Annotated in this window: 12 protein-coding genes and 1 pseudogene; 8 read left to right on the forward strand and 5 right to left on the reverse strand. The window is 66.8% G+C overall.

What is annotated here, in order from left to right; translation table 11 throughout:
* Positions 1-158: 158 nt before the first annotated feature.
* The 6 genes from U1E69_RS09840 (at position 159) to U1E69_RS09865 (ending at position 8,561) form a co-directional block, all read left to right on the forward strand.
* Entirely contained in the window at positions 159-1,775 is a 1,617-nt protein-coding gene (locus U1E69_RS09840) for a thiamine pyrophosphate-binding protein (protein WP_322244205.1), read from the forward strand.
* Between the two features lie 146 nt (positions 1,776-1,921).
* Positions 1,922-3,259: a tetratricopeptide repeat protein gene (locus U1E69_RS09845; protein WP_322244206.1), complete on the forward strand. Its 1,338-nt coding sequence runs from the start codon at positions 1,922-1,924 to the stop codon at positions 3,257-3,259.
* Between the two features lies 1 nt (position 3,260).
* Positions 3,261-4,463, forward strand: coding sequence for an OpgC domain-containing protein (locus tag U1E69_RS09850; RefSeq protein WP_322244207.1), 1,203 nt, complete (start codon positions 3,261-3,263; stop codon positions 4,461-4,463).
* Positions 4,460-5,992, forward strand: a complete 1,533-nt coding sequence (locus tag U1E69_RS09855; protein ID WP_322244208.1) for a glucan biosynthesis protein — start codon at positions 4,460-4,462, stop codon at positions 5,990-5,992. Before U1E69_RS09850 ends, U1E69_RS09855 begins: the two co-directional genes overlap by 4 nt.
* Positions 5,989-7,746, forward strand: a complete 1,758-nt coding sequence (gene mdoH, locus U1E69_RS09860) for a glucans biosynthesis glucosyltransferase MdoH (protein WP_322244209.1) — start codon at positions 5,989-5,991, stop codon at positions 7,744-7,746. The genes U1E69_RS09855 and mdoH overlap by 4 nt, the downstream gene beginning before the upstream one ends.
* A complete protein-coding gene (locus U1E69_RS09865; RefSeq protein WP_322244210.1) occupies positions 7,743-8,561 on the forward strand; it encodes an alpha/beta hydrolase family esterase in 819 nt (272 codons plus the stop codon). Before mdoH ends, U1E69_RS09865 begins: the two co-directional genes overlap by 4 nt.
* Positions 8,562-8,583: 22 nt before the next feature.
* On the opposite strand, the gene U1E69_RS09870 is transcribed toward U1E69_RS09865, so the two are convergent.
* Both U1E69_RS09870 and U1E69_RS09875 read right to left on the reverse strand, forming a co-directional pair.
* Positions 8,584-9,219, reverse strand: coding sequence for a DUF1109 domain-containing protein (locus U1E69_RS09870; RefSeq protein WP_322244211.1), 636 nt, complete (start codon positions 9,217-9,219; stop codon positions 8,584-8,586).
* Positions 9,216-9,749, reverse strand: coding sequence for a sigma factor (locus tag U1E69_RS09875; RefSeq protein WP_322244212.1), 534 nt, complete (start codon positions 9,747-9,749; stop codon positions 9,216-9,218). The genes U1E69_RS09870 and U1E69_RS09875 overlap by 4 nt, the downstream gene beginning before the upstream one ends.
* Positions 9,750-9,937: 188 nt before the next feature.
* Between U1E69_RS09875 and U1E69_RS09880 the strand changes: the two genes are divergently transcribed.
* A complete protein-coding gene (locus tag U1E69_RS09880; RefSeq protein WP_322244213.1) occupies positions 9,938-10,651 on the forward strand; it encodes a cytochrome c biogenesis CcdA family protein in 714 nt (237 codons plus the stop codon).
* A 26-nt stretch (positions 10,652-10,677) separates the two neighbouring features.
* Positions 10,678-11,085, forward strand: coding sequence for a thioredoxin family protein (locus U1E69_RS09885; RefSeq protein WP_322244214.1), 408 nt, complete (start codon positions 10,678-10,680; stop codon positions 11,083-11,085).
* Positions 11,086-11,148: 63 nt separating this feature from the next.
* Here U1E69_RS09885 and U1E69_RS09890 read toward each other — a convergent pair.
* From U1E69_RS09890 to U1E69_RS09900, 3 genes and pseudogenes are all read right to left on the reverse strand, one after another.
* Positions 11,149-12,237: pseudogene (locus U1E69_RS09890) on the reverse strand (C4-dicarboxylate ABC transporter).
* A gap of 51 nt (positions 12,238-12,288) precedes the next feature.
* On the reverse strand, positions 12,289-13,626 hold the full coding sequence (locus tag U1E69_RS09895) for a TRAP transporter large permease (protein ID WP_322244215.1): 1,338 nt from the start codon (positions 13,624-13,626) through the stop codon (positions 12,289-12,291).
* On the reverse strand, positions 13,623-13,974 hold a 352-nt coding region (locus tag U1E69_RS09900; RefSeq protein WP_322244216.1), incomplete at its 5' end, for a TRAP transporter small permease subunit. The genes U1E69_RS09895 and U1E69_RS09900, both read right to left, overlap by 4 nt.

The following is a 13,974-nucleotide window of genomic DNA, read 5'->3' on the forward strand; positions in this document are numbered from 1 at the left end:
AACCCGTTGCACCTGTCGCAAACCCCTGTCAGCTATGCCAAGGCCCCGCCGATGCTGGGCGAGGATACCTTCGCGGTGCTGGCCTCCCAGCTTGGATTGGACGCCCGCGCTCTGCGGGACCTTGCCGCTGCGGGCGTGATCGAAGGAAGGCCAGACGCATGACCACCACCACGGGCGCAGACATCATCGGACAGGCTTTGGCCCGGGCGGGGGCGACCCATGCTTTCGGCATCCCGGGGGGCGAGGTTCTGGCGCTGATGCAGGGCCTTGATACCGCCGGGCTGCAGTTCCTGCTGGTCAAGCACGAGAACTCTGGCGGCTTCCTGGCCGAGGGGCTGTGGCACACGACCGGCGCGCTGCCGGTGTTGGTGGCGACCCTTGGGCCGGGGGTTGCGAACACGGTGAACGTGGTGGCGAATGCCATGCAGGACCGCGTGCCGCTGATCTTCCTGACCGGCTGCGTCGATGCGGCCGAGGCCGAGACTTACACCCATCAGGTCTTCGACCATCAGGCGATGCTGCGCCCGGTGGTCAAGGGCAGCTTCCGCCTGGCCCCCGGTGCGGTGGGCGCAGGGATGGCCAAGGCGATTGTGCTGGCGACCGGCGGTCAGCCCGGGCCGGTGCATGTCGATGTGCCGATCGGCGTGGCCGAGGGATTGGCAGACGAGCCCGACATCCCCTTCGCGCCTCCGACCCTTCCTGGCCTGCCCGCTGCCGCTGACCTTTCCGCCGCACTGGCCGCCCTGACCGCCGCGCGGCGTCCGCTGGCCATCGCCGGAGTCGACGCGGTGAACGAAGGCGCGGGCGAGGTGATCACCCGGTTCTGCACCGACCACGCCATTCCCTTGATCACGACCTACAAGGGCAAAGGCCTGATGGATGAGGCCGACCCCCTGTGCCTTGGCGGTGCAGGCCTGTCGCCCAGGGCCGACCGCACCCTGATGCCGCTGATGGCCAAAGCCGACTGCATCCTTCTCTTGGGTTATGACCCCATCGAGATGCGCATCGGCTGGCGGAATCCCTGGACCCCCGCCCAGACGGTGATCGAGATCGCCCCCCTCCCCCGCCACCACGGGATGCACCGCGCCGACATTGCCCTGATCGGCAGCCTGGCCGAGACGCTGCCCGCTCTCTGCCACAAAGCCCCGTCGCGTTGGCCCGACAAGGCCCCGACCCATGCGCGCACCGATCTGAAAATGACTTTCACCCCGCCCGACCACTGGGGGCCGCATCAGGTGTTTGCCACGCTCCGCCGGGTCATGCCGGTCGAGACGCTGATCACCGCCGACAGCGGCGCGCACCGGATCCTCGTCAGCCAGATGTGGGACTGCCCGGCCCCGCGGCTGATGCTGCAATCCTCGGGTCTCTGCACGATGGCCTGCGCCGTGCCCCTGGCCGCTGGCGCGAAACTTGGCCGCCCCTCGGCCCCGGTCCTGGCCTTCGTCGGCGATGCGGGGCTTGAGATGGGGGCGGGTGAGCTTGCAACGCTGACCGCGCACGGCCTGCCCATCGTGATCTGCGTCCTTGTCGATGACAGCCTTTCCCTGATCGAGCTGAAGCAGCGCGGCACCCAGCGCCCAAATCTGGGGGTCGATTTCGGCGGCCCGGGCCGGGGCACCGACTTCGCCGCCCTGGCCCGCGCCTTTGGCGGCCACGGGGTCGAGGTGACGGACCCCGAGACGCTGGCCCGTGAAGCCTCTGACGCCCTGACCCGCGACCGCTTTACCCTGATCGCCGCCCGCATCCCGCGCCGCGCCTATGACGGGGCCTTCTGAGGCGCGCCCGTTCACGCCCACGTGATCCCCCTGACATCCGCCGGGCGTGCCGTAACAAACCCCACGCAACCCGCGAACCGAATGACGCAAACGCCGGTGCAACCTTTGGCACAGGCCCGCTGTCACTCTTGCGAGAAGGTTCGCCGATGCCGGTTTCTGATGATCTAAGCGGAATACCCACATCGCTGCCCAGCCCCCTGATCGGCGACTGGAACAAGGTCATCCTCGGCGTCCTGTCCCACGCCGCGAGCACCGGACCCGACTTGAACCAGGTTCTTGCCTCTGCGCCAGACTTTGCCTTGGGGCAAGCGATCCGGGGGCTCTCATGCCTGCTGCTTGGTCGGGCGGAAATGGTGGCTGTCGCCGAACAGGCCTATGCGGCGGCAGTGTCGGGCGCTCCGGCCACCATGCGCGAGATCGCCTTCGTCCATGCGCTTGGCGACTGGTTGAACGGACGACCCACCCGTGCTGCGGCACGGCTGCAGGTGATCCTGAACCTCAACCCGCGCGATGCGCTGGCGATGAAGATGGTGCAGGCGATACACTTCGTCATGGGCCGCCCAAAGGAGATGCGCGCCTCGGTCGAAGGGGTGCTGCACGCCTGGGCCGACCACCCGGCGCGCGGCTACCTGCTTGGCTGCCATGCCTTCACGCTGGAGGAGACCGGCGACTATGCCGCCGCCGAACGCACCGGGCGCGCGGGTGTCGCGCTTGCCCCCGACGACGCCTGGGGTCTGCATGCCGTCGCCCACGTCTACGACATGACCGGACAGGCCCGCGCAGGGCTGGACTGGCTGACCGGGCGCGAAGCCTCCTGGGCGCATTGCAACAACTTCCGCTTCCACGTCTGGTGGCACCGCGCGCTGATGCATCTGGACCTGGGCCAGTACGACGCGGCCCTGGCCCACTACGACGCGGATATCCGGGCCGAGAAGACCGATGACTACCGAGACATCGCCAACGCCGCCTCGCTGCTGTCGCGGCTGGAGCTGGAGGGCGTGTCGGTCGGCGACCGCTGGGAAGAGTTGGCCGTTCTGGCCGAACGCCGCGCAACGGATGGCTGCCTCGCCTTCGCCGACCTGCACTACATGCTGGCCCTTTGCGGCGGTGCGCGGGACGAGGCCGCCGTGGCCCTGATCGCCCGGATGCAATCCACCCCGCGCAGCGCGGGTGAGGCTCAGGCCGTCATCTCGCACCCGGGCCTCCATATCGCCCAGGGTTTGCATGCCTTCTCCGGCGGCGAATATTCCAGCGCCTGGATACACTTGCGCGCCGGGCGGGCCGATCTGCAATCCATCGGTGGCAGCCATGCCCAGCGCGACGTCTTCGACCGCATCACCATCGAGGCCGCGCTTCGTGGCGGCTACATGGACGCAGCCGAAGGCCTGATCCATGACCGCATGGCACGGCGTGCCGGGATGGCCGACGGCTATGCGACGGCCCGCCTTGCGCTGATCGGCTCTGCCCGCGCCCAGGCGGTGTAAGGTGAGCGCGCCAAAAGCCCAACGCGACCCCCGGCTCGATTTCTTCCGGGGTCTTGGCATGTTCATCATCCTGATCGCCCATATCACCGGCAACCCCTGGACCCTGTGGATCCCCGCGCGCTTCGGCTTTTCCGACGCGACCGAGATGTTCGTCTTCTGCTCGGGCATGGCCTCGGCCCTGGCCTTCGGCGCGGTTTTCACGCGGGCCGGGTGGCTGATGGGGACGCTGCAGATCGCGCACCGCATCTGGCAGGTCTATTGGGTGCACCTGGGCGTGTTCTTCGTGACGCTGGCCCTGATGCTGGCGTTGAACGCCAGCGAAGCGTTCCCGAGGGACGAGGTCGGGGCGCTGAACCTCTACCCATTCCTCAACAATACCGGGCCGAACCTTCTGGGCCTCCTGACCCTGACCTATGTGCCGAACTACTTCGACATCCTGCCGATGTATCTGGTGATCCTGGCGCTGATCCCGGTGATGATGGCCCTGGTCAGGATCGATGTGCGGCTGGCGATCCTGTTCAGCTTGACGCTGTGGGTCGCGGCGACGGCGGGGCTGAACCTGCCTGCGGAAGCCTGGTTCAGCAAACCCTCGGACCGGACCTGGTTCTTCAACCCCTTTGCCTGGCAGCTTGTGTTCTTCACCGGGTTCGCACTGATGGCGGGATGGCTGCCCTCGCCACCAGTGCACCGCCTTCTTGTCATTGCGTCCATCGCCGTGGTTGCCCTCTCGGTGCCCTTTGCCTGGCACAAGGTCATCGGCGTATCAGAGTATGTGCGCGACTGGCGGAAGGAATGGTCGGTCCTGTTCGACAAGTCCGACTTCGGCATCCTGCGCTATGTCCACTTCCTGGCGCTGGCCTACCTTGCCTGGGTCTGGGCCGGTCCCGCAGGCGCTCGCTTGCGCGTTGGGGGCTGGGCGGGTGCCGTCGTGTCGCAGATCATGCGGGTCGGGCAGCAATCGCTGGCGGTCTTTGCCGCGTCGATGGTCATGGCGCGGGTTCTGGGCGCGGCGCTTGACCTTGCAGGCGGCGGGATGCTGGCGGCGCTGGCCGTCAACCTCGCCGGGTTTGCGATGATCATCGCGGTCGCAAGGCTGGCGGCCTTCTTCAAGTCGAAGCCCTGGAAGATGGCCCGGCCCAGCCCCGTCGCAGCGCCGGTTGCCGAGACGACCGATCAGCCCTTGAGGGCCGAGGTGCGGCCATGACCGACGTCTCCCGCCGTCACATGCTTGGCCTCCTCGGTGCGCTTTCGGCGCTTGGGTTTGCCCCCTTGCGCGCCGATGAGGCCGCAGGTGCCACGCTTGGCCCCGCCACCCCCTTCAACCGCGAAAGTGTCATCGCCCGCGCCCGCGCGCTGGCCGCTGCGCCCTATGCCCCGCCGCCTGCGGTCAGCCAGGCCTGGCTTGACCTCTCTTATGACGACTTCCGGGGCATCTGGTTCGACACCCGTCACACCCTGTTCCGCGGGACCCCCGGCGCGGTGCAGGCCGAATTCTTCGTCGCGGGCCTCTACTTCCCGCACAAGATCGCCATTCATGCCGTCGAGAAAGATCAGTCGCGTGAGGTGCAGTTCCGCTTGGGCCTTTTCGACACCACCGACCAGTTCCCCGCCTTGCGCGAAGATGGCACTGGCTTCGCCGGGTTCCGCCTGCTGGGCGAGTTGGAGGCTGAAAACCGATTTCAGGAATATGCCGTCTTTCAGGGTGCCAGCTACTTCCGAGCCATCGGTCGGGGGCAGGCCTACGGTCTGTCCGCCCGGGGCCTTGCACTGAACACCGCGGGGGACGGGCCCGAAGAGTTCCCGGTTTTCCGCGACTTCTGGATCGAAGCGGCCGACCCGGGAGCGGCGGACGTGACCGTCCATGCGCTGATGGACAGCCCATCCGTCTCAGGCGCCTACCGCTTCACCATCACCAAGGGTGAGGCGACCGAGATGGCCGTCAGCGCCCGGCTGTTCCCTCGGGTCGATCTGACAACCGTCGGCATCGCGCCCGGCACGTCGATGTTCCTCTTCAGCGACATCAACCGCACCCGGTTCGACGACTTCCGTGAAGCAGTGCATGACAGCGATGGCCTTCTGATCCTGAACGGCGCGGGCGAGGCGCTGTGGCGGCCCCTGACAAACCCCAAGGCTGTCGAGGTCAGCGCCTTCGCCGACACCAGCCCGCGCGGGTTCGGCCTGATGCAGCGCGCGCGCCAGCCCGGAGACTACAACGACCTTGTGGCGCAGTACGAACGCCGCCCCTCGCTATGGGTCGAGCCGGTGGGCGACTGGGGGCCGGGCGCGGTGATGCTGGTCGAGATCCCGACCGACAAAGAGATCAACGACAACATCGTCGCCTTCTGGCGCCCCGCCGCACCGCTGGCGGCCGGGTCCGAACATCGCTTCGACTATCGCCTGCATTGGTGCGCGACCAGCCCCGCCGAGGGTCCCGTCGCCCCGGTCATCGCCACCCGCACCGGCGCGCGGATATTCGAGGACGGGCGGCTTTTCACTATCGACTACGCGGACCATCCCGCCCTGGGCGATGATCCTGAACGGATCGAGGCTCGTATCAGCTCCAGCGCTGGCGAGATTTCCAGCCAGCACCTGCAAGCCAACCCTGCAACTGGCGGGATGCGGCTGGACTTCACTTTGAAGGGCGGTGGCCCTGCAGCCGAACTTCGCGCCGAGCTTTGGCGGGGCGGGCAGCGCGTGGCCGAGGTCTGGGTCAACCGCTGGGTCACCGCATGACCGCTGCGTTTCGCCTGCCACTGGTCAAGGTCGAACCCTCCCATCCGCTCGCGATGCCGGACCAGTCCTTCCAAGCGCCCTTCACCGATCCTGCCGCCCCGGGCGTCCGCTCGACGCAAACGGTCCGCGCCCTGCGGTTGGTGGTGCTGACCCTTCCCCTTTGCGTGACTCTGGCGCTGGGCCGGGTCGGCTTCGGCTGGTTCACGGTCGACGGCCACCTTGCCGCGACCGAGGCCGCACTGGTCGCCGTCACCGTCTTTGCCTTCTATTGGGTGGTCCTCTCGGTCACCTCGGCCGCGCTTGGCCTTTTCTGGCGGCTCCGCCCCCAGGTTCAGCCCTTGCATGGCCTGTCGGTCGCGATCCTGCTCCCGATGTATGGCGAGCCTGCAGCCCCGACCATAGACCGTGCCGTAACCCTGCTTGCGTCCCTCACCGGCAAGGGGCGCCACCGCTTTTCGCTGCATGTGCTGTCGGACACCCGCGATCCCTTGGCCGCGGAAGCCGAACGCGCCGCGATCCGCGCCGTCCGGCTGGCGCAGCCGGGCCTGGCGCTGCACTACCGCCGCCGCTCAACGAACACCGACTACAAATCCGGCAACATCCGCGACTGGGTGACCACGCGGGGCCAGAACCATGAAGCGATGCTGATCCTGGATGCCGACAGCGTCATGGGGGCGACCTCCGTGCAGCTGATGGCCGACCGGATGGCTTTGGAACCGGGTCTCGGCCTGATCCAGACCGTCCCGCGTGTGCTGGGCGGCCATACCCTTTGGCAGCGGATGCAGTCCTTCGCTTCCGAGGTCTATGGCACCAACCTTGGCCGCGGCTTCGCAATTTGGACCGGGGCCGAGGGCAATTTCCTGGGCCACAACGCGCTGGTACGGACCCGCGCCTTTGCCGCTTGTGCGGGCCTGCCGCACCTGCCCGGGCGCGCCCCGCGCGGCGGTGTGATCCTCAGCCACGATTTCGTCGAGGCCGCCCTGATCCGTCGGGCCGGGTGGGGCGTGCGGATGTTGCCCGAGGCGTCGGAAAGTTATGAGGACACGCCCGAGACGCTGCCCGGCTACCTGCGCCGCGACCGACGCTGGTGCCAAGGCAACATGCAGCATCTGCGGCTGCTGGCAGTGCCCGGCCTTCACATCGTCTCGCGCTTTCACCTACTGCAAGGGGCGATGGCTTACCTCGCCTCGGTCTGGTGGTTGGCCCTGCTGATCCTTTGGGCGCTGTCCGGGCCGGGCAGCGGAGCGTACGATCCCTTCCTTGCCAACCCGCTGATGCCCGTCTGGCCCGAGTTGCCTCTGGTCAGCCAGGCGGCCCTTGGCGTGACCGTCGGGCTGATGTTGCTGGGCCCAAAGCTTCTGGGCATCAGTGCCCACCTGCGCGACCGTCGCCTTCACCTGCGCCAGATGCCGGGATTTGTCGCCTCGGTTCTGGTCGAGGTGGCGCTGTCGGTCCTTCTGGCGCCTGCGCTGATGGTCCATCAGGTCCGCTCGGTGTTGCGGACCCTGGCCGGGTTCGACGGCGGCTGGATGCCGCACCTTGCGGGACGCCCCGGGTTTGGCACGCTTCTGCGCTTTCACCTGACCGAGACCGCCCTTGGCGCGGTCTTGCTTGGCCTTTGCGCTGTGGGCCGGGTCGACCTTTGGCTGCTTCCCGTCGCGGCAAGCCTGTTTCTGACCAGCTTTCTATCCTGGCTGGTGCAACGCGATGTCAGACCGCATTGGCTCTTGCGCCCGATCGGGGACCACAATTGACCACGAAGGCTTCCACGCTGGCGCTGGTCCTGATGGCCGGGGCCGCCAGCGCCGACTGCGCGGCCGATAGTGGCCCCTGCACGATCCCGGGCGGCACCTATCACATCGTCCTGCCTGACGGGGTGACCGGGCCGATCCCGGCGATCCTCCTTCTGCACGGCTATGGCGGCGAGGGGCTGGGCACCATCCGCAACAAGCCGATGGTCAGCCTGATGCTGGGCCGAGGTTATGCGGTGATCGCCCCCGACGGCCAGCCGCGCGACGATGGCGAGGGGAGGAGCTGGGACTTTCACCCCGACCGCCCTGCGACCCGCGACGAGACCGCCTTCCTGACCGCCGTCGCCGACGACGCCACCGCCCGCTTCGGCCTGCAGCGCGATCGGATGCTGCTGGCCGGCTTCTCGATCGGCGGGTCAATGACCAGCTATGTCGCCTGCGCCAAGCCTAAGGCCTTCGCCGCCTATGCCCCCGTCGCTGGCAGCTTCTGGCGCCCGCATCCCAGGGCCTGTGCGGGTCCGGTGCGTCTGTTCCATACCCACGGCAAGGCGGACCGGACCGTGCCGCTGGAAGGCCGCGAGATCATGCCGGGTTTCGTGCAGGGCAATGTGTTCGAGGCAATGGGGATCTGGCGCGCGGCCAATGGCTGCCCTTCTCCTGACCCGCAAGGAACCCGCAGCCTGGGGATTTACAAGATCGAGGAGTGGACGCGCTGCGCCCCGGATGCGAGCCTCAGCTTCGCCCTGCACGATGGGGGGCACAGCATCCCTAAGGGCTGGGCTCAAATGGCGGTCGACTGGTTCGAGGCCCTGCCTTAAGGCCCAACCTGATTGAACGATGCTACCAGCGCAGGACCCGTGACCCGATCAGCGTCGAGGCCAGCGTGACCCCGCAAATCGCCAGGCCGTACCAGGTGACATAGAACAGCGGGCTGTCCTCGATGCAGTGCATGGCATAGGCCATCGCCGCCAGACCGCTGCCGCCAAGCCCCGCCGCAAACCCGGCCAGGGCAGGCGAAGTCGTGGCCCCGCGCCGCAAACCGACCAGGATCGCCGCCACCGGCAGCACCGACAGCAGCGGGATCATCACCAGGCAGGTGGTCATCGTCTTGCCGACCAGCGCCATCTGCCGCCCCTCGGCGGGAGTGGCGACATAGGCCCAGACCAGAAGCCCCAGCGCCGCCAGGACCGGCACAGCCAGCGGCCAGAGCCGGGCCAGACTGCGCCCTTCGGGCCGGGCCAGCACCAGCGCAAGCCGCACCCCCAGAACGCCCAAGGCAGCAGTCAGCACAAAGCGCATGACCGAGAAAGGTTCGCCCAGCGACGCCAGAAGATCGGACCGGAACCCCAGCGAGACCCATACGACCAGCACCGCCACGGCCAGCGCCAGGGCCAGCGCAGGCCACAGGAACGCCTTCAGGGGCGGCTCGGTCCGGCTGTCGGCGGCAAGCGCCGCAATAAGGTCTTCGGTCTTCATTTCAGATGCCTTTCCCTGAGGGCGGCGAGTGTCTTGAACGCGCGATGCAGGGCCACCCGGACCGCGCCTTCCGTCATATTCAGGGCCTGCCCGGCCTCGGCCGCGCTGGACCCCTCGATCCCGATCATCCGCACGAGCCGCCCCGAGCGGTCGTCCAGAAGCCCGATCATCTTGGCCATGTCGGCCGCCTCGGTCGGGTCGGGTCCGGCCTCGGCGGCAAGGATCTCGTCGAAATCCTCGATCGGCACTTCGACCTTGCCGCCGCGCGCCCGGAAGGCGTCGACGACCTTGTAGCGCGCGATGGCGTAAAGCCAGGGCCGCACCGGCGCACCGACTTGCCAGGTGTGCCGCTTGAGGTGAACCGCAAGCAGCACCTCTTGCAGCACATCCTCGCAGATCGCCTCGCCGAGGCCCCCCGCCTTTGCCCGGACGATACCGCGCAAGACCGGCGTGATCGTTCGCAGGAAGGCGGCGTAAGCCCGACTGTCGCCAGAGTTCGCTTCAGCCAGCAAAGTGCCCCAATCGTCCATCAACACCGCATTCCTTGCCTGCCTATTCGCGATTGACGCCGTCTTGTTACATGAGCGCCTGCGCCTTGCGCGCACGGTCACCAACCCGTGATGGCGGTAACGAACGCCTCATGCTTGCGAATGGCCTAGTGGATGCAGCGGGTTGGCGTCAACACCGGCTGCGATGACACACAGGACGGGGACCCGCAATGGAACTGCTGTTTGCCTACCTGGCGGGGCTGCTGACGCTGATCAACCCATGCGTGCTGCCCGTGCTGCCCATCGTGCTTGCCTCCAGCCTGCACCAGGACCGCCGGGCGCCGGTGGCACTGGCCGCAGGGCTTAGCCTGTCCTTCGTGGCCCTGGGTCTTGGCGTCACCGCGATCGGACCGGCCCTTGGCCTGGACAGCGACCTTGTCGCGCGGGTTGCAGCCCTGATGATGGTGGCCTTTGGCCTGGTCATGCTGGTGCCCGCCTTTTCGCAGCGCTTTGCCGCGGCGACGGCGGGCCTTGCGAACCGGGCCGATGCGCAGATCGACCAGACTGCGACGTCGGGCCTTGGCGGCCAGTTCGTGTCGGGTGCGCTGCTTGGTGCGGTGTGGAGCCCCTGCATCGGCCCCACCCTCGGCGCGGCCATCGCGCTTGCCTCGACCGGCGAAAGCCTGGGGTGGGCGGGGGCGATCATGGCCGCCTTCGCGCTTGGCGTCTCGACCCTGATCCTCGGGCTTGCCTACGGCGCCAAGTCCGCCCTGCGCCGCCGTCAGACCCTGCTGCGTACCCTGGCCGAGCGTGCAAAGCCGATCATGGGCGTCGTCTTCATCCTGGTCGGCACCGCGCTTTGGTTCCGCCTGAATCACGTCGTCGAAGCCTGGCTGATCGACACCCTTCCCGCCTGGCTGATCGACACGTCCGTCAGCATCTAACCCCCTCACCCCCAAAGGAGACCTTCATGAAGCGCCGCACCTTCCTTGTCTCGACGGCCGCCCTCACCTTGCTGCCCCTGGCACTTCAAGCTGCAGAGCCGCTGCTTTACACCCCCGGTTCGGCCGAAGCCGCGATGGACGAGGGCAAGATCGTGCTTCTGGACTTCTGGGCCAGCTGGTGTTCGACCTGCGCCGCACAGGAACGTGTCCTGGCCGCGCTGAAGGCCGAGAACCCGACCTACGAAGAGAAGATCGTGTTCTACAAGGTGGACTGGGACCTTTATGCCAAGGAGACCCTGGCCAAGGACCTGCGCATCCCGCGCCGGTCGACGCTTGTGCTGCTGAAGGGGCGCAAGGAGCTGGGCCGCATCGTCGCCGGGACGTCGAAAGCCGACATCCAGGCGCTGCTGGACATGGCCCTGACCGCAAGCTGAGCCTTGGGGCCGCCCTCTGCTTCGGCGCGCCCTACCCGGGCGCGCCGACCGTTCTGATCCGGATCAGCGGTAGGGGTATCCGGCCTTTTCCATCGTGTCGGCGTATTTCTTGAACGCTTCCACCACCTTGGCCGACCGCGGCGAAGAGGCCGAAATCTCGTCCCAGAAGCCCTTGGAGTCGGTCAGGACCTGCGCCCATTCCTCGGCCGGAAGCGAGGTCAGCTCCATCTTCTCGCCCTCGACCCGAAGCTTCGCCTCGCCCCCCCAGTACCAGACGTTCCGGTAGTAGTGCGACTGGTCGATGGTGCTGCGGAACAGCTGCTGCAGATGCGGCGGGACTTTTGCCCAGCTGGCGGTGTTGGCGAAATAGCTGCCGAACCACGCCCCGGTGACCGAGTTGGTGAGTGCATATTTGCACACGTCCGCCCAGCCCACCTCATAGGCCTCGGTAAAGCCGCACCAGGCGACACCGTCGATCTCGCCGGTCTGCATCGCAACCTCGACGTTGTCCCACGGGATCGTCACCGGGATCAGGCCGTATTTCGCCAGGAACTTGCCCGCCGTCGGGACGCCAAAGACGCGCAGGCCCTGCATGTCGGCCAGGCTGCGGATCGGCTTGTCGACGGTGAAGATGTGCAGGGGGTCCCAGGCCCCGGCGGACAGCCAGGTCACGCCCTCGACCTCGGAATAGGCTTCTTCCCAGATTTCCTTCAGCCCGTAGTACTGAAACAGCGCCGGCACATCCAGGCTGTAGCGGGTAGCAAAGGGGAAGTAGCCCCCGAAGACCGAGATGTCGACCGGTGAGGCCATCGTCGCCTCGTCCGACTGCACGGCGTCCAGCGTGCCGTTCTGCAGCGCGCGGAAAAGGCCGGCGGTGGGGACCAGCTGGTCGGCCTAGTTAAGCTCGATCTCCATCTCGCCGTGGGCGGCGGCGTTGAAGGCCTCGATCTGCGGCTTGATCACATGGGCACCCAGCGGCGCGCCGGAATAGGTCTGCAGGCGCCACTTGATCGGGCTTGTCTGGGCAATCACGGCAGGCGCGGCCAGCGTGGCCCCGGCGACGGCCCCTGCCCCCATCACGGACTGGCGCAGGAAGTTCCGGCGCGAAGCGAGGATCGCCTCGGACGGGCTTTGCGGTTTCTTCTCGGTCATCATCATCTCCTTGTTGGTTTGGGCTTCTTCGGCCCGCTGGTGAGTGGTGGGTCAGCCCCTGACGTTGATCTGCTCGGGCAGCCAGAGCGCGATCTGCGGGAAAATCATCAGAAGGATGATCGTCAGGACCATCATTCCCGCAAAGGGCCAGATCGAGCGGTAGATGTCCCCCAGGCTGAACTCTTTCGGCGCAAGGGACCGCATCAGGAACAGGTTGTAGCCGAAGGGCGGCGTGATGTAGGCGATCTGGCAGGTGATCGTGTACAGGATGCCATACCAGATCAGCTGGTTCTCGAACCCCAGGTCCAGACTGGCGACCAGCGGGATGTAAAGCGGGGCGACGATCACCAGCATTGCGGTGTCATCCAGGAACATGCCCAGCAACAGAAAGCTGACCTGCATCATGATGATGATGGCCCAGGGGCTCATTTCCCACTGGTTCAGGAACAGGTTCTCGATCGCCCGGACCGCGCCCAGCCCGTCGAAGACGGCGCCGAAGGCAAGGGCGGCCAGGATCAGCCACAGGAACATGCAGGACACGGCCAGCGTCTTCATCGAGGTCTCGCGGATCAGCCGCCAGCTGAAGCGCCCCTTGATGACCGCCGCCAGCGTGGCCGAGGTGGCCCCCACGGCCGAGCTTTCGACCAGGCTGGTATAGCCGAAGACGAAAAGCCCGGTCATGAAGAAGAAGATCACGAAGGGGATAATCCCGGCGCGTGCCAGCGCCAGCTTCTGCCCGAAGGTCATGTTCAGTTCTTCCGCCGGAACGGGCGGCGCAAGCTTGGGGTTCAGCTTCGCGCGGATCATGATGTAGGTGATGAACATCGCCGCCATCAGAAGGCCGGGCATGATGCCCGCGAACCACAGCTGCGACACCGGCTGGCGCGCGATCATGCCGTAGAGCACCAGCACGACGCTCGGTGGGATCAGGATGCCGAGCGAGGAACCGCCCTGGATCACGCCGGTGATCAGCACCTTGTCGTAGCCGCGTTTCAGCATCTCCGGCAGTGCGATGGTCGCCCCGATCGCCATGCCCGCGACCGACAGGCCGTTCATCGCCGAAATGACCACCATCAGTACGATCGTGCCGATCGCAAGCCCGCCGCGCAGCCGGCCGAACCAAACGTGGAACGCCCGGTAGAGATCCTCCGCGATCCCGGCCTCCGACAGAATGTAGCCCATGTAGATGAACAGGGGCAGCGTCAGCATCGGGAACCAGTTGAACAGCTTCAACGTGGCATTGAACGGCATTTCCACGGCGCCCTGGCCGTAGAGAAGCAGCGCCGCGCCCGCCGCGACGAAGCCGATGGCGCCGAACACCCGCTGCCCGGTCAGAAGCATCACCGACATGGTCGCGAACATCAGGATGGCGATGAGTTCGTAGCTCATGTCGCATCCACCCCGCGGATCGTGGCGATGTGCTTGAAGATCAGCGAGAAGGTCTGGAGGATCATCAGGATCAGGCAGGCGACCAGCAGCGCCTTGATGGGGATCATCGAGGGGTTCCACATCGAGAAGCGGCGCTCGCCGGTCTGGATCGCGTATTGCAGGCTGGAGATCGAGCCGATCGTCATCACCACCAGATAGAACAGCAGGCAACCCGAGGTGATCAGGTCCATGATCGCCTTGCCGCGCGTCGAAAGGTGCTGATAGATCAGGTCCATCCGGACGTGATCGTCGTTCTTCAGCGTCATCGCCCCGCCGAGGAAGAAGTAGGCGAGCAGCGTGAACTGCGCG

It is taken from the genome of Tabrizicola sp. (assembly GCF_034366665.1).
Classification (GTDB): domain Bacteria; phylum Pseudomonadota; class Alphaproteobacteria; order Rhodobacterales; family Rhodobacteraceae; genus Tabrizicola.